The sequence below is a fragment of the Nocardia sp. bgisy134 genome (assembly GCF_057708325.1).
On sequence record NZ_JBYIRW010000007.1, the window covers coordinates 157,080 to 178,210 of the forward strand.

At 71.7% G+C, this 21,131-nt stretch carries 15 protein-coding genes; 10 read left to right on the forward strand and 5 right to left on the reverse strand.

Annotated features, from left to right (window positions below):
- Positions 1-82: 82 nt before the first annotated feature.
- The 6 genes from AC3ERS_RS14895 (at position 83) to AC3ERS_RS14920 (ending at position 6,821) form a co-directional block, all read left to right on the forward strand.
- Positions 83-496 (forward strand): carboxymuconolactone decarboxylase family protein, encoded by a 414-nt coding sequence (locus AC3ERS_RS14895; protein ID WP_431967723.1) that lies wholly within the window; start codon positions 83-85, stop codon positions 494-496.
- 20 nt (positions 497-516) lie between these two features.
- Entirely contained in the window at positions 517-1,986 is a 1,470-nt protein-coding gene (locus AC3ERS_RS14900) for an FAD-dependent oxidoreductase (protein WP_431967725.1), read from the forward strand.
- 25 nt (positions 1,987-2,011) lie between these two features.
- The gene (locus tag AC3ERS_RS14905) at positions 2,012-2,590 is read left to right on the forward strand and encodes a TetR/AcrR family transcriptional regulator (RefSeq protein ID WP_431967727.1); all 579 of its coding nucleotides are present in this window, start codon (positions 2,012-2,014) and stop codon (positions 2,588-2,590) included.
- A gap of 129 nt (positions 2,591-2,719) precedes the next feature.
- Positions 2,720-3,406 carry a hypothetical protein gene (locus AC3ERS_RS14910; protein ID WP_488186844.1) on the forward strand — a complete coding sequence of 229 codons (687 nt, stop codon included), beginning with the start codon at positions 2,720-2,722 and terminating at the stop codon, positions 3,404-3,406.
- Positions 3,407-3,492: 86 nt separating this feature from the next.
- On the forward strand, positions 3,493-4,269 hold the full coding sequence (locus AC3ERS_RS14915) for an ABC transporter ATP-binding protein (RefSeq protein ID WP_431967731.1): 777 nt from the start codon (positions 3,493-3,495) through the stop codon (positions 4,267-4,269).
- A 20-nt stretch (positions 4,270-4,289) separates the two neighbouring features.
- Positions 4,290-6,821: an ABC transporter permease gene (locus tag AC3ERS_RS14920; protein ID WP_431967979.1), complete on the forward strand. Its 2,532-nt coding sequence runs from the start codon at positions 4,290-4,292 to the stop codon at positions 6,819-6,821.
- A gap of 12 nt (positions 6,822-6,833) precedes the next feature.
- Here AC3ERS_RS14920 and AC3ERS_RS14925 read toward each other — a convergent pair whose 3' ends face one another.
- The 5 genes from AC3ERS_RS14925 to AC3ERS_RS14945 form a co-directional block, all read right to left on the reverse strand.
- On the reverse strand, positions 6,834-8,999 hold the full coding sequence (locus tag AC3ERS_RS14925; protein WP_431967733.1) for an ADP-ribosylglycohydrolase family protein: 2,166 nt from the start codon (positions 8,997-8,999) through the stop codon (positions 6,834-6,836).
- Positions 9,000-9,129: 130 nt separating this feature from the next.
- Entirely contained in the window at positions 9,130-10,293 is a 1,164-nt protein-coding gene (locus tag AC3ERS_RS14930) for a VWA domain-containing protein (protein WP_431967735.1), read from the reverse strand.
- Between the two features lie 232 nt (positions 10,294-10,525).
- Positions 10,526-12,910: a DUF5682 family protein gene (locus AC3ERS_RS14935; RefSeq protein ID WP_431967737.1), complete on the reverse strand. Its 2,385-nt coding sequence runs from the start codon at positions 12,908-12,910 to the stop codon at positions 10,526-10,528.
- 8 nt (positions 12,911-12,918) lie between these two features.
- Positions 12,919-14,016, reverse strand: coding sequence for an ATP-binding protein (locus AC3ERS_RS14940; protein WP_431967739.1), 1,098 nt, complete (start codon positions 14,014-14,016; stop codon positions 12,919-12,921).
- On the reverse strand, positions 14,013-17,018 hold the full coding sequence (locus AC3ERS_RS14945) for a DUF5691 domain-containing protein (protein WP_431967741.1): 3,006 nt from the start codon (positions 17,016-17,018) through the stop codon (positions 14,013-14,015). Before AC3ERS_RS14945 ends, AC3ERS_RS14940 begins: the two co-directional genes overlap by 4 nt.
- A gap of 477 nt (positions 17,019-17,495) precedes the next feature.
- Between AC3ERS_RS14945 and AC3ERS_RS14950 the strand changes: the two genes are divergently transcribed.
- The 4 genes from AC3ERS_RS14950 to AC3ERS_RS14965 are packed head-to-tail and all read left to right on the forward strand — an operon-like array spanning position 17,496 to position 21,121.
- The gene (locus AC3ERS_RS14950; protein WP_431967743.1) at positions 17,496-19,904 is read left to right on the forward strand and encodes an AAA family ATPase; all 2,409 of its coding nucleotides are present in this window, start codon (positions 17,496-17,498) and stop codon (positions 19,902-19,904) included.
- Positions 19,901-20,374 (forward strand): hypothetical protein, encoded by a 474-nt coding sequence (locus AC3ERS_RS14955; protein WP_431967745.1) that lies wholly within the window; start codon positions 19,901-19,903, stop codon positions 20,372-20,374. The genes AC3ERS_RS14950 and AC3ERS_RS14955 overlap by 4 nt, the downstream gene beginning before the upstream one ends.
- A gap of 22 nt (positions 20,375-20,396) precedes the next feature.
- The gene (locus tag AC3ERS_RS14960) at positions 20,397-20,786 is read left to right on the forward strand and encodes a YchJ family protein (protein ID WP_431967747.1); all 390 of its coding nucleotides are present in this window, start codon (positions 20,397-20,399) and stop codon (positions 20,784-20,786) included.
- 44 nt (positions 20,787-20,830) lie between these two features.
- A complete protein-coding gene (locus AC3ERS_RS14965) occupies positions 20,831-21,121 on the forward strand; it encodes an Rdx family protein (RefSeq protein ID WP_431967749.1) in 291 nt (96 codons plus the stop codon).
- Positions 21,122-21,131 lie beyond the last annotated feature (10 nt).

Below are 21,131 nucleotides of genomic sequence, written 5' to 3' on the forward strand. Positions count from 1 at the left end.
CAGGCATGAGCGAACGTAGTGAGCGAATCGTGTGCCAGTGCGCTTCGCGCATGCCGGAGCCGAGCGCCAGCGAGGTGCAGGCATGAGCGACAACGACAATGGCTCGCCGGACACCGTCCGTCAGCGCGGGCTGGCCAAGATGGCCGAGGTCTACGGCACCGAATTCCAGGATTACCCCGGCGACCACTTCGCGATGACCGCCGATCACCTCTTCGCGAACGTGTGGTCGCGCCCCGGCCTGACCGTGCGCGACCGCCGCCTGCTGCTGCTCGGCGCGCTGACCGCGCAGGGGTTGATGGACACCGCGGGCATCCAGATCGGCGCCGCGTTGCGCAACGGCGAACTCACCGACGAGCAACTGCACGAGATCGCGCTGTTCCTGTGCCATTACGTGGGTTGGCCGAACGGCACCAAATTGGACCTGCTGGTGGGAACAATCGTGGCGCAGCAGAAGAAGGCCGCCCGCGCCGCCGCCGACCAGCCCGAGAACGCCTGACAGCCCGAGGAAGCGAATAAATGACTGACGCCAAGTCCATCCGTCCACTGCGTGTCAGCGAGGTCTCCGAATGGGGCCACGCCGCCGATGTCGTCGTCGCGGGGTACGGCATCGCAGGCGTGTGCGCCGCCATCGAGGCCGCGCGAGCAGGCGCCGAGGTGCTGATCCTGGAACGCTCCGGCGGGTGGGGCGGCGCGGCGGCGATGGCGGGCGGGTTCATCTACCTCGGCGGCGGCACGCTGCTGCAACGGGCCCTCGGCTTCGAGGACAGCCCGGAGAACATGGAGAAGTTCCTGCTCGCCGCGCTCGGGCCAGGCGTCGACGCGGCCAAGATCGGCGATTACTGCCGCAACAGCGTCGAGCACTACAACTGGCTGGTCGCGTGCGGCGTGCCGTTCCGCGAGGCGTTCTGGGGCGAACCCGGCTGGGAGCCGCCGCACGACGAGGGTCTGATGTACTCCGGCGGCGAGAACGCCGCGCCCTTCAACGCACTGGCGACGCCCGCGCCGCGCGGACATGTTCCGCAGTACGCCGACAAACGGATCGGTCAGCGCAGCGGCGGCTACATGCTCATGAAGCCACTGGCCGAGACCGCCGAAAGCCTCGGCGTACGAGTCGAATACGACACTCGCATCCGGCGGCTGATCGTGGACGACGACGATCGGGTGGTCGGCGTGGTCGCCGCGCACTTCGGCAAGGAGATCGCGGTGCGCGCCGAACGCGGCGTCGTGCTCGCCACCGGCAGCTTCGCCTACGCCGCACAGATGGTGGAGGGGTACGCGCCGCGCCTGATCGGCAGGCCCGCCGCCGCCATCGAGGAGCACGACGGCATCGGCATCCGGGTGGCGCAGGCGCTCGGCGCGGATCTGGCCCACATGGACGCCACCGAGGTCGCGTTCTTCGGCGACCCGCAGCTGCTGGTGCGCGGCATCCTGGTGAACGGGCGTGGCCAGCGCTACATCCCGGAGGACACCTATCCCGGCCGGATCGGGCAGGCCACGCTGATCCAGCAGGAGAACCAGGCGTATCTGGTGATCGACGAGGCCTCCTACGAGGAGGCGCTGAAGACGGTGACCGCGACGCCGTTCTTCCGGCAGCCGCCGACCTGGGCGGCGGAATCGGTCGCCGAGCTCGAGGCGGAGATGGGTCTGCCGGAGAAGGCGCTTCAATCCACCGTCGAGACCTACAACCGGCACGCGGCCGACGGCAAGGATCCGCTGCTCGGCAAGAAACCGGAATGGGTGCGCCTGATCGGCACGCCGTTGGCGGCTTTCGACATGCGCAACTTCACGGCGGGTTTCACCCTCGGCGGGCTGCGCACCGATCTGGACTCGCGGGTGTTGCACGTCTCCGGTGAGCCGATCGCCGGACTGTACGCCGCGGGGCGCTGCACCTCGGGGCTGTGCGCGGGCGGATACGTCAGCGGGGCTTCGCTCGGCGACGGCAGCTTCTACGGCCGCCGGGCCGGGGTGGCAGCCGCCAAGAATTAACGGAGGGCTGATAGTGTCTGGACACATGTCCGAAGGTGATTCCATCATGCTGGAGGCGACCCGGCGTCGCCTCAGCGGGAAACAGGCCGACACTGTCGACAAGCTCACCAAGGCGGCGGTGGAGGTGCTGGCCCGCGAGGGCTTCGCCGGTATGACCATCCGGTTGGTCGCCGCGGCCGCCGGGGTCGGCACCGCCACCGCCTACACCTATTTCTCCTCCAAGGAACACCTGGTCGCGGAGATCTTCTGGCGTCGCCTGGTCGCCTCGCCGTCCCCGGCGAGCGAGTCCGACGACCCCCATGCCCGTGTCGTCGCCGAACTGCGCAATATCGCCATGCTCGTCGCCGACGAACAGGAGCTCTCCGGCGCCGTCACCAGCGCCCTGCTCGGCCGCGACCCCGACGTAGCGCACCTGCGCGACCGCATCGGCGCCGAGATCCGCAAACGCATCCTGCGCGCGCTCGGTCCCGACGCCGACGCCGACGTCGTCGAATCACTCGAACTCCTCTACGCGGGCGCGCTCGTCCGCGCGGGCATGGGCTACGCCTCGTACTCCGAAATCGCCGACCGCATAGAGAAATCCGCGCTCCTGATCCTGAAATAGGCGGACCGCGAACGTCGGCGCTAAGGTCCCGGTTGATCGTTCGATGGAGGGGGAGCATTGCAGCCACACGGACCACAGCCGCACGGGTATTCGCCGAGCGCTGCGCCACCGGGTTATCCGCAGCCGGGCGTGGCGCCCGGGCAACCGAATTCGGTGCCCGGTTATCCGCAGTCGGGACCGCTGCCGGCCGACTATCCGCAGTCCGGTTTACCGCCGGGCTATCCCCAGCAGGTCGGCCCTGCGGGATACCCGCCGCCGCGGCGTTCCAACACCGCGCTGCTGCTCGCCGCGGGCGGTGCGGCGCTGGTTCTGGTGATCGCCGCAGTCGTCGGCGTCGGGCTGATCAACCGAAGCGAGGATGTCGCGCCGCCGTACGAGGCCATGAGCCGTGCCTTCCCGAATCTGCTCCCGGCCGAGGACGGCGGCACGATCTACAACGGCGACAAGTGCGTCCGCGTCGACCCGCGCGGCGAGAAGCGTTCGGACTTCCCGGACCTCGACCTCGGCAAGTGGACAGGCGCGTGGCTGTGCGGCGGCTTCACCTTCCGCGAGTCGGGGTTCGTCGTCTTCGGCTACCGCAACGCGAAGGACGTCCGCTCGGCCGTCGACGGGCTGGGGTCGAAGAAAGAATTCACCGACGTCAACGACGGTGTCCGGTACACGAGCTACGAGCTGTACGCGTGCTGTTACGCCGGGCCGAAGATGGCGACGACCTTCCTCGATGACCCGGATCGGTCGTCCTACCTCCTCTACAGCGCGGGCACCAGCAGTTTCGACGAGCTGAAGAAGTGGTGGCGGTCCGCGCCCCTGGGCTGACCGGTCGCGCGGACTCGGAGTACGACCAGGGGATTCGGGGGAATCCCTGATGGCGCGGGGCGGGGTTGGCAGACAAACTGGAGGACATGACTTCGCAAGCTGTGGGGACCGATGCCGCCGAGACGGTGGCCACGCCCGAGGTGGCTGCTCGTGCCGTCGACCTGTCCAAGCTGTACGGCTCCGGAGATACCCAGGTCAGGGCGCTGGACGGGGTGACTGTCGAGTTTGCGAGGCGAGAGTTCACCGCGATCATGGGGCCGTCGGGCTCCGGCAAGTCGACCCTGATGCACTGCCTCGCGGGACTCGACAGCGCCAGCGCGGGCACGGTGCGGATCGGTGACACCGATCTGACCGACCTCGGCGACAAGCAGATGACCCGCCTGCGCCGCGACCGCATCGGCTTCGTCTTCCAGGCGTTCAACCTGGTGCCGACGCTCACCGCGCTGGAGAACATCACGCTGCCGCTGGATATCGCGGGCCGCAAGGCCGACCAGGACTGGCTGGACACGGTGATCAAGCGGCTCGGCCTCGGCGACCGGCTCGACCATCGGCCCAGCGAGCTGTCCGGCGGCCAGCAGCAGCGGGTGGCCTGCGCGCGGGCGCTTGCGGGCAAACCCGAGATCATCTTCGGCGACGAGCCGACCGGCAACCTGGATTCGCGCGCCTCGGAGGAGGTGCTGTCGATCCTGCGCGCCGCGGTGGACGAGTTCGGCCAGACGGTCGTGATCGTCACCCACGAGCCGCACGCGGCGTCCTTCGCCGACCGAGTGATCTTCCTCGCCGACGGCCGCATCGTGTCCGAATTGCGCGATCCCACCCCGCAATCGGTGCTGGACCGGATGAAGTCGCTGGAGCAGGCGTGAGTACGACGTCGGGCAGTCCGATGCGGAAGGTCGCGCTGCGCAACCTCGCCGCGCACAAGGTCCGGCTGGCGTTGACGCTGCTCTCGGTGGTGCTCGGCACCGCCTTCATCGCCGGATCGTTCGTCTTCACCGACACTTTGCAGCGCACGTTCGACGGCCTGTTCGCCAGCCAGGCCAAGGGCGTCGACGTGCGGGTGAGCCCGAAGGAGCAGCAGTCCTTCGGCGTTCCGCTCGGCGTGGTGGACATGGTCTCGCAGATGGAGGGCGTGCGCGCGGTCGCGCCCAGCGTGCAGGGTCCGCTCGTGGTGCTCGACCCCGAGGGCAAGAAGCCCGTGCAGACCGGTGGCGCGCCGAGTTGGGGCCAGTCCTACATCCCGCCGGAGCGCGCGGTCGCCGAGCCGGAGACCTTCCTCGAGGGCGTGCCGCCCGCGGCCGCAGGAGAGATCGCTCTCAACAGCGGCGGCGCGGAGCGCGCCGGGTTGAAGATCGGGGACAAGACCAAGATCCTGATCCCGTCCCAGAGCACCCAGCAGCGTCCGGTGCTCGACGTGACCGTCACCGGTATCTACGAGGTGCCCTCCGATACGGGCGGTTTCATCGGCGTGCTGTTCTCCGACGCGCAGGCCCGCCAGTTGTTCACCGACGGCTCGCACGTGGCCTTCATCGATATCGCGGCGGAAGGTTCGGGCGACGAGCTGCGCGACCGCATCGCCGCGACGCTGCCCGGCTTCAAGGTGCAGAACGGCGAGCAGGTGCGCGCGGACCTGAAAGCCCAAGTCTCCCAGGCGCTGAACTTCATCAACTACTTCCTGCTCGCGTTCGGCGCGATCGCGCTGATCGTCGGCACGTTCATCATCTACAACACCTTCTCGATGATCGTCGCGCAGCGGCTGCGCGAGCTGGCGTTGCTGCGCGCGGTCGGCGCGAGCAGCGCGCAGGTCGGCGGCTCGGTGGTGGCCGAGGCGCTGGTCATCGGCCTGCTCGGCAGCGCGCTCGGCCTGGCGGCGGGCATCGGCCTCGCGTTCGGGCTCTCCGCGGTGCTCAACGCCTTCGACCTCGGCCTGCCCACCGGTTCCATGGCGGTGCTGCCGCGCACGGCGGTGGTCGCGCTGCTCGTCGGTCTCGTCGTCACCGTGATCAGCGCCTACGCGCCCGCTCGCCGGGCGGCGAAGATCCCGCCGGTGGAGGCGATGCGCGAGGAATTCGCGTCCGCGGGAGAGTCGTTGCGGATTCGCACCGCGGTCGGCGCGGCGCTCGCGGTCCTCGGCGTGGTGCTCGTGGCGCTCGGCGCCCGCTCGACCGGAGGCAGCGCGGCGGCGACCGTCGGTGTCGGCGCGCTGGCGCTCATCCTGGCCGTGCTGCTCGCCGCGCCCGCGATCTCCCGCCCGGTGGTCGGCGGCCTCGGGATGCTGATTCGTCCGTTCGGGCCGATCGGACGAATGGCGCGCAACAACGCCGTGCGCAACCCGCGCCGCACGGCCGCGACGGCTTTCGCGCTCACCCTCGGCCTGATGCTGGTGTCGGCCATCGGCATGCTCGGCTCGTCGGCCAAGGCCAGTATCGGGGTGCTCGTCGACAAGGGTGTCGAGTCCGAGTACGTGCTCTCGGGCCCGCAGCAGCAGCTGCTCGGCTTGCCGCTCGGAGTGCCCGACGCGGTACGCGCCGCGGTGCCGGAGGCGGACGAGGTGATCGGCTTCCGCGGCGTGGCCGTGCAGGCCGGTGACGATCGGATGCAGGGCGTCGCGCCCGACGGCCCGATCGACCGGGCCCTGAACTACGAGATTCTGGAGGGCACCGACGCGCTCGGCGAGCGCGACATCCTGGTCTCGAAAGAGGAGGCGTCCGAGCACGGTTGGCGGGCGGGTCAGCAGATCGAGCTGACCACACTGGACCGGAACCAGAAGGTCCCCGTCACCATCGTGGGCGTCTACAAGAACACGCCGTTGCTCGCCGGTCTGGTGGTGCCGCCCAAGATCTTCGAAGAGGTGACCCCGCCCGCGTTCCGGAACAACTTCTACGTGCTCGTCACCGCGAAGCCGGGCGCCGACCTGGCGAAGATGCGCACCGACCTGGAGAACGCGACCGATCAGTTCGCGGTGGTCCAGGTGCAGGACCGCGAGCAGTTCAAGGGCGCGCAGGGCCGTCAGATCAACACCCTGCTCGCCATCCTCTACGGCCTGCTCGCGCTGGCCGTGGTGATCGCGATCCTCGGCATCATCAACACGCTGGCGCTCTCGGTGGTGGAGCGGCGCAGGGAGATCGGCATGCTGCGCGCGGTCGGCGCCATGCGCTCGCAGGTGCGTCGCACGATCTACCTCGAGTCGATGCTGATCGCGGTGTTCGGCGCCCTCGTCGGGGTGATCCTCGGCATCGGTCTCGGCGTCGGATTCCTGCGTACGCTACGGGATTTGGGCATCGACCAGATCGACATCCCGTGGGGCCAGCTGACCCTGGTGCTGATCTCCTCGGCCGTCGTCGGCGTCCTCGCCGCCTTGTGGCCGGGTATCCGGGCCGCGCGCACCCCGCCGCTGGCCGCCATCGCGGACATCTGACCGGTACACCCGCTATCCCGGATAGCGGGTGTACCAATCGAACGGGGGCTCGCCGTGCGTGTCGCGCGGCGGGTTCGGTCCGAATTCGGTGCAGTAGTCGGCCGCCAACCGCTCGATGACGGGCGCGGCGTCCAGCGCGGTACGCCAGTGGTCGGGGATGGCGGCGCGGCCGTGGCGGGCGCCGAGGATGCTGCCGCACAGTGCGCCCGTGGAGTCGCTGTCGCCGGAATGGTTGACGGCCAACAGGACTCCGTCGCGGAAGATGTTCTCCGGCGTCCCGCCGACGGCCTGCGCGCACAGCGCCGCGTACACCGCGATGCCGAGCGCTTCCGGCGCGATCCAGCCGCGGCCGAGGGCGTCGAAGTCCTCCGGCTGCGGCATGGTCTGCGTCCGGCGCGCCGTGGCGGCGGCCAGGTCGACGGCCGCGGTGAGCGCCGTCGAGGTCTCCTCGTGGTGGTCGTGGCGGGCCAGTTCGGCGCGGACCCGGTCGAGGGCGTCGTCGAGTTCCGCGCCGCGGCCGAGCAGGTAGATCAGCGCGGCCACCGCACCGGCGGGCAGCCAGCCGCTGGGATGTCCGTGCGTGAGCGCTGCGGCGTCGCAACCCAATTCGAAGACGTGCTCGAGGGCGTCGCCCGCGCGGTCCACGGCGTAGCCGAAGCCGCAGGGCACCGCGCGCACGGCCGCGGCGCAGCCCTTGGAATTGTTGATCGGCTCGGTCCTCGTGCCCAGCGGACGCGCGGGTTCGCGTCGCGCCGCCGCTTTCTGGAGCGCGGTGATGGCGGCGTGCGTGGTGCCGCGATGCCCCATCAACTCCGGATGCGCGGCCAGCGCGCTGTGCGGGGGGACCTTCTGCTCGGGAATGCTGACGCCCTGACCCTGCAACCACACCAGGAAACCCTGCTGCATCATGCCCAGCGTCGCGCCGCCGATGCCGCGCGCCCGTGCCCGCACCGAGCCCTTCACGAGGGCCTCCACCGTGAACAGCGTCAGCTGGGTCTCCTCGGAGATCCTGCCCTCGTAGGTGTCCGGCGAGCCGGTGACGCCGCGCAGACCGTAGCGCTGCCGAATATGGTGCAGCAGCATGTTTTCCACCGGTGCGCCGAGAGCGTCGCCGATGGCCGAGCCGAGCAGGCAGCCGTGCACCACGTCGTCCTGGGTGTGCAGCTGTCTGCGATACGCGGTCGCGTGCATGGTCACGGCCGGTGGCGTTGTGGACCGCGCGGGCGGCTCGGTCGGCGCGAGGGTGGCCGGGCCCGGCGCCGGTCGCGCGGGCGCCGGACGGGCAGACGGGCCCGATACAGGCTGGGCGGCAGATTCCGGTGCGGCGGTGGAACTTCGGTCACGCAGGGCGCGAACGACGGCCTCGGCGAATTCGCCGCACGAGTCGAACCGGTCGTTCGGGTCCTTGGCCATCGCCCTGGCGAGCACCGCGTCCAGTCCCGCGGGCAGTTCCGGCCGGGTCGCACGCGGCGACGGGATCGGACCGTGCATGTGCCCGTAGAGCACCGCGGGCAGGTTCGGGCCGTCGTAAGGTCCTGCGCCGGTGAGCAATCGGAACAGCGTGCAGGCCAGCGCGTACTGATCGCAGCGATGGTCGAGCGGTCCGTTGGTCAGTTGTTCGGGTGCGGCGTAGGCGAGGGTCGCGGTCAGATTCCCGGTGCGGGTGAGCCCGGCGGTGTCGTCGAGCAGTTTGGCGATGCCGAAGTCGGTCAGCAGCACGCGCTCGTCGAAGCCCGCGCCGACGCCCGCCGAGCGGGACAGCAGGATGTTGGCGGGCTTGACGTCCCGGTGCAGCACGCTGCGCGCGTGCGCGTAATCCAGTGCGCCCGCGGTCTGTACGACGATCTGCGCGGCACGCTGCGGTGACATCGCGCTCGGCGGCACCGCGGCGCTGTCGTGGCCGTCCACGTATTGCATCGAGATCCACAGCCGCTCGTCCTCGATGCCGCGGTCGTAGACGGTGATGATGTTCGGATGGTCCAGCTGCGCGACCAGATCCGCCTCCCGCTCGAACCGCCGCCGGATCTCCTCGTCGTCGAACATCTCCCGGTGCAGCAGCTTCAGCGCGGTCGTCTTCGGCAGCCGGGGATGGCGCGCCGCGTACACCGCTCCCATGCCGCCGCGCCCGAGTTCGCGCTCGATCACGTAGCCGGCGAACACCTCACCACGGCGCAACATGCGTGCTCCCCTCCAGCGTGCCGAGACTCGGTCGCGAGTCTAGGCCCTGTCTCGACGTCCCATCCGGCGCCTCCGCGGCCCAGATCACGGATGCATCCGGCCGGACTTCGAGACAGGGCCTGGAACGGTCTCACGGCCTTCCGGCGTTCACATCCGCCCAGGACTGGACGTCACCGCGATCCAACGCCACCGCGAGCAGGTCGGGAAAGCGGTCGGGCGTGCAGGCGAAGGCCGGAACGCCCAGCGCCGCGAGGGCGGCGGCGTTGTCGTGGTCGAAAGCCGGTGCGCCGTCGTCGGAGAGCGCGAGCAGCACCAGCACCTGCGTGCCCGCGTCCTTCATGGCGTGCACCCGGCGCAGCATCTCCGCGCGGATGCCGCCCTCGTAGAGATCGGAGATGAGGACGAAGAGTGTGTCGGCGGGACGGGCGATCAGCGTCTGGCAGTAGGCGAGCGCCCGGTTGATGTCGGTGCCGCCGCCGAGTTGGGTGCCGAACAGTACGTCGACCGGGTCGGAGAGCAGGTCGGTGAGGTCGACTACCTCGGTGTCGAACACCACCAGCGACGTGCGCAACGCCCGCATCGACGCGAGCACCGCGCCGAACACCGAGGCGTACACGACGCTCGCCGCCATCGACCCCGACTGGTCGATGGCGAGCACGACGTCGCGGCGCACCGTCTGGGTGTTGCGGCCGTAGCCGACCAACCGCTCCGGGACGACCGTGCGGTGCTCGGGCAGATAGTTCGCCAGGTTCTTGCGAATCGTGCGGTCCCAGTCGATGTCTCGCGCCCGCGGCCTGCTGATCCGCGCGGCCCGGTTCAACGCGCCGGAGACGGCCGTGCGGGTGTGGGTGGCGATGCGCTGCTCGATCTCGCGCACCACCCGTTCGACCACGGTGCGCGCGGTGGCCTTGGTCGTCTCGGGCATCACCCGGTTGAGGCTCAGCAGCGTGCCGACCAGGTGCACGTCGGGCTCGACGGCGGCGAGCAGTTCGGGCTCGAGCAGCAGTTCGGTGAGTTGCAGGCGGTCGATGGCGTCGCGCTGCATCACCTCGACCACGCTGGACGGGAAGTAGGTGCGGATGTCGCCGAGCCAGCGCGCCACCCGCGGCGCCGAGCCGCCGAGGCTGCCGGACCGCTTCCCCGAGGTGGGCTCGTCGCCGGTGTTGTAGAGAGCGCCGAGCGCGCGGTCGACGGCGACGTCGTCCCCGCCGCCGAGCCCGCCGAGCTCGGGTTCGGCCGCCGCGCCGAGGACCAGACGCCAACGGCGGGAGAGGTTTTCGTCGGGCAGGCTCATAGTGCGGCTCCTCGCCGACGGACGGAGTGGATCGCGGTGCGGATCGGCTTGTGCCGGAGGGAGTTCGGTGACGGCGCGCAACCCCCGGCCGCGTTTGTGGTGCACGGTCGCTCAGTAGAAGCCGTGTCGTGGCGCGGCGACGGGTATCTCGGCGACGGCGGGCACGATCCGGCTGTATTCGTCGTGCGTGGCTGCACGGTGGCGGTGGTCTCATGGCGCGGCGGGTGCGGGATCATCCTGCGACTCCTAGAATCTCGGCGACGGTCCGCATGGCGCGGCGGCCGCGTTCGACGTCCACGCCCGCTTGCTCCGCCGTCGAGGTTCGTGCGGCGTCGCCGACCGCGCGGCCGATGGCGCGGCGTTCGCCGGATTCGAAGGCGCCGAAGGTGCGGCGCAGCACCGGCAGCGTCTCCAGGAACTGGTCGTCGTCCAGTCCGCGCAGCCAGTCGTCGATGCGCCGCAACAACTCTCGGTCGTGTACGAGCAGCAGACCGCGGCCGCCGAGGAAGCCGTCGATCCACGCGGCCTTCGAGGCCGGGGTCGCCCCGACCGACAGCGCGGCCGACAGGCGGCGGCCGGAATCGGTGTCGTCGATGATGCCCGCGTCGCTGAGCAGCCGCACCGCCCGGCCGACGAGCGCGCCGTGCACGTCCTCGCGGTCGGCCAGCTTGCCCAGCGCGGCCAGCCAGTTCTCGGTGGCCCACGTGTCGTCGCGGGTGTGGATCGCCAGGTGCGCGGCGTCCAGCTGGGTGCGCAGCTCGGCGGCGGCGTCGGCGTCCAGTCCGGTCACCGCGCCGGGGAGACCCGCGGCGATGCGGACGAGCAGCCCGTCGGCCACGTGCGCGAGCGCCTTGGTATCGGTGCCGCGCACGTCGCCGTAGCGCAGCGTTCTGATCAGGCCGGGCAGCGCCGCGAGCAGGTGGGTGACGTCGTGGTCGAGCGCCGCGACGCTCTCCAGCCGGGCGATCAGTCCTGCGGTCGCGCCGCCGAGATCGGCGAGCAGGGCCAGCTCCAGCGCGCCCGCGAGATCGCCGAGGGTGCGGTCCGGCCGCTGCGCGGTGTCGAGGATCTTGGCCTCGGCGGCGGTGCGCAGCGTGGTGCCCCAGCGCGAGGCCTCGATGACGGCGACCGCGAACTCCGGGCGCCAGCGCAGCGTCCAGGTCTCACGGAAGGTGCCGGTGCTGCGCACCTCCCCGGTGGTCGGCGCGCCCCATTCGACGCCGAGCAGGCGCAGCCGGTGCAACAACCGCGACCGCTCCAGCTCGCGCTCCTTGCGCAGATCGAGATCGACGGTGCGCGCCGTGGGCTCCAGCCTCATCCGCAGCCTGCGCACCCTGGCGCGCAGGTCGGCGTCGAGCGGCACCGTCGGCGCGTTCTCCGGCACCGCGCCGAGCGCTTCGCCGACGACCAGCTCGGTGGTCACCACGTGCACCATGGTCTCGTCGCCGCCGCACATCACCGAGCGCACCGCCTCGGTGACCTCGGAGAGCCCGGCCAGCGGTCGCCGCCGCAGCGCCGCAAGGGTTTCGGCGAGCCGGATGGCCTCGATGACGTGCGCGCTGGATACCGGGAGATCGTGCGCCCGCAGCACTCCGGCGACCTTGGTGAGCCAGCGCGCGATCGGCTGATCGGCGGCGGTGAACAGGTGGTGGTACCAGCCGGGCGAGTCGACGCCCGCGCCGTAGCCGGAGGACGCGGCGAGGCGGGAATGGGTGTAGGGCACCCAGGTGACGGTGGCCTTCACCTTCGGCATGCCCTTGAGCAGCCGGGCATCCGGCGCGGCGGGACCGAGCTTGCCCGCGAGTGCGGGTGCGTGCCAAGCGCCGCACACCACGGCTAGGCGACGCGATCCGCCCTTGAGCGCCTTGCGCATGGTCTGGCGCATGTAGGCCTCACGGCGCAGGGTGTGCGCGTCGATGATGGCCGGGGTGGGGCGACGGCGGCGCGCGATCGACGGCGAATCGGTTCGGCCGAATTCGAAGTCGGGTCCGAGGGTTTCGAGATCCGGCAGCAGGTCGTCCGTCGGCGATGGGTCCAGGCGTGGTTGTTCGTCCGGGTCCGTGGCGGGCGTCTCGCGCAACGCGGCCATCGCTTCGGTGAGCGCGTCGAAAACGTCGATGTCGGTGCTGGATTCGACGACCGCGTCCCACCAGCGTTCGGCGTCGTCATAGCCGGCGGCGGCCGCGAGATGGGCCAGCGGGTCGACGCTGTCGCCTGGCTCCGCCTCGGCGGCCAGCACCGCGCTGCCCGGCAGGTCGCAGAAGCGCACGGGGACTTCGTATTCGGCGGCGTAGCGGAGCGCCTGCCATTCCGGCGAGAACACCGCGTAGGGCCAGAACGCCGCCCGCGCGGGCTGATCGGGTACATAGGCGAGCAGCGCCACCGGCGGGGCCATGCCCTCGGCGGTGACGAACCCGACCAGGGGATCGGCGTCGGCGGGGCCCTCGATGAGGATGGTGTCGGGCTGGAAGTCTTCCAGCGCCAAGCGGAGCGAGCGGGCCGAGCCGGGGCCGTGGTGCCGGATGCCGAACACGCGCGTCACCGTGTCGGGCGGACGGATTCCGGCACCAGGTGTGCCGCTCTCGCCCGCTGTGCGATCGTTCTCCGGTACGTGCATCGCAATCCCTAGCCGGTGACCTCGCGGCACGCCCGGTAGAAGTCGGCCCAGTCGGGACGTTCGCGGACAACGGCTTCCAGGTACTCCGTCCACACCGCGGCATCGGCCACCGGGTCCTTGACCACCGCGCCGAGCAGCGCGCCCGCGATGTCGCCGGCGCGCAGCACCCCGTCGCCGAAGTGCGCGGACAGCGCGATCCCGTTGGTCAGCACCGAGATCGCCTCCGCGGTGGACAGCGTTCCGGACGGCGACTTGAGCTTGGTGCGGTTGTCGGCCGTCATGCCGGAACGCAATTCGCGGAAGACCCGCACCACGCGGCGCACCTCCGCCGCGGCCGCGGGCACCTCGGGCAGTTCCAGCGCCGCGCCGAGCTGAGCGACCCGGCGGGTCACGATGGCCACCTCGTCCTCCTCGTCGGCGGGCAGCGGCAGCACCACCGTGTTGAAGCGGCGGCGCAGCGCGGAGGACAGCTCGTGCACGCCGCGGTCGCGGTCGTTGGCGGTGGCGATCACGTTGAAGCCCTTGGCCGCCTGCACCTCGCGGCCGAGTTCCGGTATCGGCAGGGTCTTCTCGGACAGCACGGTGATCAGCGCGTCCTGCACATCGGACGGGATGCGGGTGAGTTCCTCGATCCTGGCCAGCGCGCCGGTGCGCATCGCGGTCAGCACCGGCGAGGGCACAAGGGCGGCCTCGCTCGGGCCCTCCGCGAGCAGCCTGGCGTAGTTCCAGCCGTAGCGGATGGCCTCTTCCGCGGTGCCCGAGGTGCCCTGCACCAGCAGCGTGGACGAACCGGAGATGGCGGCCGAGAGATGTTCGGAAACCCAGGTTTTGGCGGTGCCGGGCACGCCGAGCAACAGCAGCGCGCGATCGGTGGCCAGGGTGGCGACCGCGACCTCGATGAGGCGGCGCGGGCCGACGTACTTCGGGGTGATCACGGTGCCGTCATCGAGCGTGCCGCCGAGCAGATAGGTGACCACCGCCCAGGGCGAGAGCCGCCAGGAGGGCGGGCGCGGGCGGTCGTCGGCGGCGGCCAGCGCGCGCAATTCCTCGGCGTAGGCCTGTTCGGCGTGCGGGCGCAGCAGGGCGCTGGCGTCGGTGCTGGTCACGGCAACTCCTCGAGCATGTCCGAGCGGTGGGTGAGGTCGGTGGCGAGCTGGTCGAAGGCGCGGGCCCAGGCCACATCGTCGCAGCGCTGGGCGATCGTGGCGACGGCGGCCGCCGCGTCGACGGGCAGGTGCACCGATGCCGCGGTGAGCAGGGATCGGTGCGCGGCGGGGCCCGTTCCGTGCCCGCCCGCGCGCTGGGCGGCGATCCTGGCGCGTTCGAACAGCAGCAGGATCACGTGTTGCGCCATGGGCTGCGGCCACGGGTGCGGCACGGCGGGCAGCAGCGCCTCCAGCTCGGAGAGCCAGGCGCCGTCGAGGCGAAGCAGGTGCCGGACGCGCTCGTCCACCGGCAGTAAGGCGAACAGCTCGCGGCGGCGCAGCAGCGCGGTGTCGGAGGGCACGCCGTTGGCGAACAGCGCCGCGGCCCAAGACGGATCCCGTTGCGCCAGTGCGGCATCCACCCAGCCGTCGAACAGCGGCTGGCGGAACCGCTCGTCCACCGTGACGCGCACCGCTCGCTCGGGTGCGCCGAGCACGGCCGTCCAGTGCCGCAGCGGCGTCGCGGCGACCAGCTGGCGCAGGCGGCCCGCGGTGACGTCGGGGACTCCGTTCCAGCGGTAGCTGAATTCGACGGCGCGATCGGTGATGCCGTCGCGGCGCACGTCGGCGTCGAGCGGGTCGGGCAACGCGATCCGCAGCGCCGCCCCGTCGGCCTCGACGACGATCCAGTCGGCCGCGCGGCGCAGCATGCGGTGTGCGAAGGACGAATCGGGAAGCAGCGCGAGCAGTCCGGCGGCGGTCCGGCGCACCTCGGCGCGGCGGTCGTCCAACGCCGTCTCCAGCAGCGGCTCGTCGGCCGCCGCGATGCCGTCGCCGAGGACCGCGAGCAGCTCGGCCCTGGCCTGGCCGGTTTCCGTGCCCCAGGTGGCGGCCAGGGCGGCCCGCGCGGCGTCGGCGTCGCGGGCGCGCAGCCGGGCGAGCCAGGCGCGTCGTTGCGGTGCGGCGCCGTAGCGCCAGATCTCGTCGGCTTCGGTGTCGAAGACGAACTCCGACAGCAGTTCCCGCCATTCCGGATGCCACTGCGCGAGCCATCGGCCGCGTGCGCCCGCCAGCCGAAGCAGCGGTTCGCGCAGTGCGGACTGCGCGCTCGCCGCGTCCAACAGCTCTGCGGCCAGCGCATCGGGCGCGCGGAAATCGTGCGGTTCGGCGGCCGCGAACCATTCGGGCAGGAAACGGGACCGGTCGCGCAGCAGGTCGGCCAGTCGCCGCGCGGCGGCGCGGGGCAGCAGCGCGCGATCGTCGTCGGGCGCGGGCGGTGGCGCGGCGGCATCCCGCGGTGCGACCCCGCCGCGCGCGAAAGTGTCTCGTAGCGCGGCGGATTCGAGAAGTAGAAAGGCCGGGTCGGTGCGCAGGCGAGCGGCGACGGCTGCGGCGGGCGCGGGCAGCAGGGCGGGGTCGAAGGCTCGGCGGGCGGTGCCGAGCAGCGCCGTCGAGATCAGGTCGTCGGTCTCGGCGCTCGGCGCGGGGGAGTCCCGGTGCGGCGCGGGCTCGCTCTCCACGTCGATCATCTCGCCCACCGCGAACGCCGAGAGTGGGACGAGTCCATCCGCCGTCCACTCGCCCAGCACCGTGACGGGATGCCCGCCGGAGACCGCAGAGACCGTCCACGGTTGTTCCGCAGGGGCCAGCGGCAGCGCCGCGCCCTGCGCGTCGACCACCCGCCAGCCCGCGTCCGTGATCACCGGAACCACGTCGCGCAGCAGCACCGGCCACGACCGCACCCACGGGTCGGCGCCAAGCGCCGTAGCGTGCGCCTCGAGCGCCTCGCGGACGGCGCCGCCTGCCGCTCCGGAACGGCTGCCTTTCGTCCCGATCGCTGCGGCACGCGCACGGGAGTCTCGTTCGCCGATGCGAGCGGTGTCGAGGGATGCGGCCGCCTCTTTCGCCGCGACAGTCGGGGCCAGGGATGTGGCCACCTCTTTCGCTGTGGGGGCGGCGGCCGTCGGGGCCGCGGGCAGGGTGGTGAAGGGTTCGTCGATTCCGTGGCGCTCGCCCCAGAGCGCGCGCAGGGGCGCCGCGCCTGGGTAGTAGTGCAGGTCCGCTTCGGCCATGCTCCCGAGGACGGGCGCGGTGGCCGGAAAGGCGGGTGCGCCGAAGGCGTGGTCGACGAGCAGCGCCCAACGGTGCGTCCGGCGGCCGTAGAGCCAGGTGCGGCGGGTGTAGAGCCGCTCGTCCTCGGTGCTGCGCACGCCGAGGGTCATCCACTGATCGCGGACGGCCGGTTCGGCGCGCACCGATTCGGCCGGGCTGGGATAGCCGACGTGGGTGCGGACGCTGGCGCGCAGCGCGGGCGGCAGGTCGTCGATGCGGCGGTGCGCCGCCACCAACAGGTGCAGCCTGGCGTATTCGCGCAGCACCGGTTCTGGCCAGTCGGCGCGGGTCGCCATGATCAGCGGCAGCCTGCGTAGTGCGCCCGCGACGCCGGGGGCCTGCGCGTCCACCATGCGCGCGGCGATCGCCTCGAACGCGTGGTAGGAGCGATCGGCCTGGGCGAGGCCGGTGCGCACCTGGTCGCCGAGCCAGATGTCGAGTTCCTCCAGTCCGGCGGTGACGCGCACTCGCCGCTGCTCCGCGGTGGCGGGGTTGGCCGTGCGCGCCGTCGCTGGCGTCGCGGGGCGGGCCGCGCGGGCGGCCAGCCATTCCGCCGCGAACTCCGCGACCTCGGCCGACGGCGCGACAGCGCCCTGGGACCAGTGCAGCAGCAGCGAGAGCGCGTGTTTGCACGGCGACTTGCGGCTCGGGCAGGTGCACGTATACGCGGGGCCGGAGAGATCGACGATCGTCGCGTACGGCTCGGGACCGCTGCCCCGGCACCGGCCCCACACGGCCTCGTCGCGGTACCCGGTCTCGCGCCAGCGGTCCGCGAGGCCACGCGCCGCCGCGAGCGAGCTCGCGTCCGGCGCGAGCGCGCCGACCCGTTCCTCGGGCCACGGTGCGTTCATCGGGTGGCGTCCGAACGTCCGTGCGTCATTCTCGTCTCCCCTGATCCTCTTGTTCGGATTTCTACCCCAGCCCACCGACAGCTCCGCAGGTACCCACGGCTTTCAGCCCGAAAACGCTGTGCGGGCGACGGATTCGCGCACCGCTTCGTCTTGCGCCGAATTCTGTTGTCTGGCATCCTGTTCTGTTCGGCTCCGACCGGGCCACCCACACCGGGTGAGACACCATCGAGCTGCCCGCCGGGGTTGGGCCGAGGGGTGGACATCGAGTCGCGGCCCAGCCGGCTCGATGGCCATATCCATCCCCGCGGGCAGGTTCGCATCTCCTTCCTCTCGTCCACCGCCGGTGGGCGGATGCGGCTCGATCGGGTAGCGTTTCGCTCAGCTTTCGACGGTGACACCGCGCGCGAATGTCGGGAGGGGCGCGCCGCGGTGCGGTGTGTAGGGGGTTTCAACGTGTGCCCGGAGCCCGCGGTCGACATGACGGCGGAGACCGTACCGCGCCTGACCGACGTGGTCGCGCGACGGTTGAACGAGGACCCGGCGGTCACTCCCGACGTGGCGCATGCCGTTCTGCGCGCGCTGGGCGCCATCGATTCCCGCCTCCGGGCAACCGAATTCGACGACTCCGGCATCTTCCTGCGCGCGATCCGAGTGCGCGGCTTCCGCGGCATCGGCCCCGAGGTGACGTTGCGCGTGCCGCCCGGCCCTGGCCTGACCCTGGTGGTCGGGCGCAACGGCAGCGGCAAGTCCAGCTTCGCCGAGGCCGCCGAACTGGCGCTGACCGGCGGCAACCGCCGCTGGGAGGGCCGCTCGGCCGCGTGGCGCGAGGGCTGGCGCAACCTGCACGACGGCGATATCGCCCGCATCGAACTGGAGTTGCTCACCGGCGGAGCCGATCCGGAGCTGACCATCGCCAAGGAGTGGTCGCCGAAGGACGAACTCACCGAGGCGCGCTGGACCGAGCGGCGCAAGGACGGCGCACCGGCGGATTTCGACGCGGGACGGTGGGCATCGGTGCTCGAGCTGTACCGCCCGTTCCTGTCCTACAGCGAGCTGGGCACCCTGGTCGACGGCAAGCCGAGCGACCTGTTCGACGCGCTGCACCAGCTGCTCGGCCTCGACGAACTCACCCTGGCGCAGGAACGGATTCGCGCGCGCAGGCTCGAATTGGAGCGCGCCGCACGGGATTCCCGGCAGGAGCGGCTCGACCTGCTCGCGGCCATGGAGACGCTGGCCGACGACCGCGCGGTACGAATGGCCACCCTGCTGCGCCCCGCGCAACCCGACCTCACCGCGGTCGGCCGCGACATGCTGGGCGGCGCCGACGGCGGCGACGGCCCGGCGGGCCTGCGCGCCATCGTGCGGCTCGCGCTGCCCACCGAGGCCCAAGTGGACGCGGTCGCCACCCGGCTGGAGTCCTGCGCGGCCGCACTGGCGCGGGATTCCACCGCCGACGCCGAGGCCGACCTGCGGGTACTGGAACTGCTGCGCCGCGCCCGCGAACACGCTGCGGCGAACGGGGATTGCGCCTGTCCGGTCTGTGGGCGGGGCAGGCTGGACGCGGAGTGGGCCCGCGGCGCGGACGCCTCGATCGCGCGGCTGAGCGCCCGGGTCGACGCGCTCACCACCGCCCGTGACGAGCTACGCAACGCGGTGCGCGCCGCGCGGGCGCTGCCCGACCACGTACCGCCCGAACTGGACTTCGATCCGCGCAATCCGCCCACCGTCGACACCACCGCGGTGCGCGCGGCCTGGATGGAGTGGGCCGCGCTGAGCCACGCGGAGTACTCCCAGGAACTGCCGGATCGGTTGCGCTGGGCGCACACTCGGCTCGTCGACGAGCTCGAGCTGGTCCAGCAGGGCACCCGCAAGGAGCTCGACCGGCTCGACGAGGTGTGGGCCCCGCTGGTGCCGCGGATCGCCGCCTGGCTGGAGGGTGCGCGCGAAGCGGCCCTGCGGGCGGGCGAGCTGCGCACACTGAAACGCGCCGAGGATTGGCTGAAATCGGCGACGGCGGGTCTGCGCGACGAGCGCATGGCCCCGTTGGAGACCACCGCGCGCTGGGTCTGGCGCACCCTGCGCCAGCAGAGCAATGTGGAACTCGGCGCGATTCGCTTGCAGGGCAACGCGGGCACCGCGCGCCGGGTGCTGCTCGACGTCACCGTCGACGAGGTGGACGGCGCGGCGCTCGGCGTGATGAGCCAGGGCGAGCTGCACGCGCTCGGCCTCTCGCTGTTCCTGCCGCGGGCGACGGTGGAGGAGAGCCCGTTTCGCTTCGTGATGATCGACGACCCGGTGCAGGCCATGGACCCGGCGAAGGTGGACGGGCTGGCCAGGGTGCTCGCGTTCGTCGCGTGGACGCGGCAGGTCGTGGTGTTCACCCACGACGAGCGGTTGGCCGAGGCGGTGCGCCGGATGCAGCTGGATGCCTGCGTGCTGGAGGTGCAGCGGCGCGAACGGTCCGTGATCGAGGTGCGCACGTCGAGCGATCCGGTGCGGCGCTACCTGGACGACGCGCGGTCGCTGGTGCGTACCCCGCAGCTACCGGAGGCGATCGCGGACGAGCTCGTCGCGACCTGCTGCCGGTCGGCGGTGGAGGCGGCCAGCCTGGCCAGGGCGCGGCGCGAGCTGCTGGCGCGCGGCATGAACCATCGCGAGGTGGAGCGGCACATCGAGGGCGCGCAGACCACGAGGGCGATGGTGGCGCTTGCGGTGATGGGCGTGCAGTACAACGTCGACAACCTCAACAAACACCTTGCGCGAGAAGGCAGATGGCTGGTCGGCGCGTTGCGCGACGTGACGGCGGGCGCGCACGTGCCCATCGATCGCGGCATGCGGGAGCTGATCGCGAACACCGAGCGGTTCATCGCCTGGATGGGCCGGTGACCGGGTCGCGCGGACCGCGGCGTCGTCCGCCCGGCCGGCCGCGCGGAGCCAAGCAGAATGCGCCGCGCCCGACGGTCGCCGAGCGGCTCGACGCGGTGGACCGGCTGCTGGACGGCGAGGTGACCGCGGCGGGCGGGGTGTGGTCGCGGGCGACGGCCTGGATTCTGCGGCTGGCCCTCGAACAGGCGGTGGACGAATTGTGGGTGCGCCTCGCGCCGGAGCTGGTGCGTTGCCCGATGCGCGCCCAACTGCTCGCGCTGCGCGTCTACGCCGGACCGGAGACCGGCGCGCAGGTGGCCGCGGTGTGGGCGGCGCTCTCCCGGGCCGCTCACCATCACGATTACGAACTCGCGCCGAGCGTCACCGAACTGCGGCGCTGGCGCGAGCAGACCGCCGCCGTCGCGGGCGTGCTGGCCAGGGTCGGCCGCGGGGATTCGGTGTGGGTGCGCACCGAGATCGTCCCGGAGTGACCGGGCGGGGGAGAATCCGGGCATGGATGAGTCGCAGCCGTGTCCGTGTCGTCGCGGGGAGTCGTTCGGGGAGTGTTGCGGTCCGGCGCTGTCGGGCGTGCGGCCCGCGGCGACGGCGGAGGCGTTGATGCGGTCGCGCTACACCGCGTTCGCCGTCGGCGACGTCGATTATTTGCGGCGGTCCTGGCATTCGCGGACCAGACCGCGGCGGCTCGAGCTGGATTCCGACCAGCGGTGGATGTTCCTCGAGATCGTGCGCACCGAGCGTGGCGGGCCGTTCGACGACACGGGGACCGTGGAGTTCGTCGCGCACTACCGCGCCGAGGGCGGACGCGGCTCGATGCACGAGGTCAGCCGGTTCGTGCGGGAGAACGGCGCGTGGGTCTACCTCGACGGTGTCGTCGAGCCGTGAGCACGGAGCGCGCTCGTGGCCGTGCTTCGGTAGCGTCGACTGCTATGCCACGTGTCGCGATCGAGTACTGCACCCAATGCCGCTGGCTGCTGCGGGCGAGCTGGATGGCGCAGGAACTGCTGAGCACCTTCGCCACCGAACTGGGCGAGGTCGCGCTGATCCCGGGCACGGGCGGGGTGTTCCGGATCACCGTCGACGGCGATCAGGTGTGGGAGCGCAAGGCCGACGGCGGGTTTCCCGACATCGCCGTGCTCAAGCAGCGGGTGCGCGACCGGGTCGCGCCGGACCGTGACCTCGGCCACGCCGACCGGCGCGAGGGCGAGCGCACCGACTGAGCCGCGGGCG

Excerpts from the sequence above, each read along its gene's own strand:
- AC3ERS_RS14895 (WP_431967723.1), top strand. The coding sequence starts at position 83 with ATGAGCGACAACGACAATGGCTCGCCGGACACCGTCCGTCAGCGCGGG.
- AC3ERS_RS14900 (WP_431967725.1), top strand. The coding sequence starts at position 517 with ATGACTGACGCCAAGTCCATCCGTCCACTGCGTGTCAGCGAGGTCTCC.
- AC3ERS_RS14905 (WP_431967727.1), top strand. The coding sequence starts at position 2,012 with ATGTCCGAAGGTGATTCCATCATGCTGGAGGCGACCCGGCGTCGCCTC.
- AC3ERS_RS14915 (WP_431967731.1), top strand. The coding sequence starts at position 3,493 with ATGACTTCGCAAGCTGTGGGGACCGATGCCGCCGAGACGGTGGCCACG.
- AC3ERS_RS14920 (WP_431967979.1), top strand. The coding sequence starts at position 4,290 with ATGCGGAAGGTCGCGCTGCGCAACCTCGCCGCGCACAAGGTCCGGCTG.
- AC3ERS_RS14925 (WP_431967733.1), bottom strand. The coding sequence starts at position 8,999 with ATGTTGCGCCGTGGTGAGGTGTTCGCCGGCTACGTGATCGAGCGCGAA.
- AC3ERS_RS14930 (WP_431967735.1), bottom strand. The coding sequence starts at position 10,293 with ATGAGCCTGCCCGACGAAAACCTCTCCCGCCGTTGGCGTCTGGTCCTC.
- AC3ERS_RS14935 (WP_431967737.1), bottom strand. The coding sequence starts at position 12,910 with ATGCACGTACCGGAGAACGATCGCACAGCGGGCGAGAGCGGCACACCT.
- AC3ERS_RS14945 (WP_431967741.1), bottom strand. The coding sequence starts at position 17,018 with ATGAACGCACCGTGGCCCGAGGAACGGGTCGGCGCGCTCGCGCCGGAC.
- AC3ERS_RS14950 (WP_431967743.1), top strand. The coding sequence starts at position 17,496 with ATGACGGCGGAGACCGTACCGCGCCTGACCGACGTGGTCGCGCGACGG.
- AC3ERS_RS14960 (WP_431967747.1), top strand. The coding sequence starts at position 20,397 with ATGGATGAGTCGCAGCCGTGTCCGTGTCGTCGCGGGGAGTCGTTCGGG.
- AC3ERS_RS14965 (WP_431967749.1), top strand. The coding sequence starts at position 20,831 with ATGCCACGTGTCGCGATCGAGTACTGCACCCAATGCCGCTGGCTGCTG.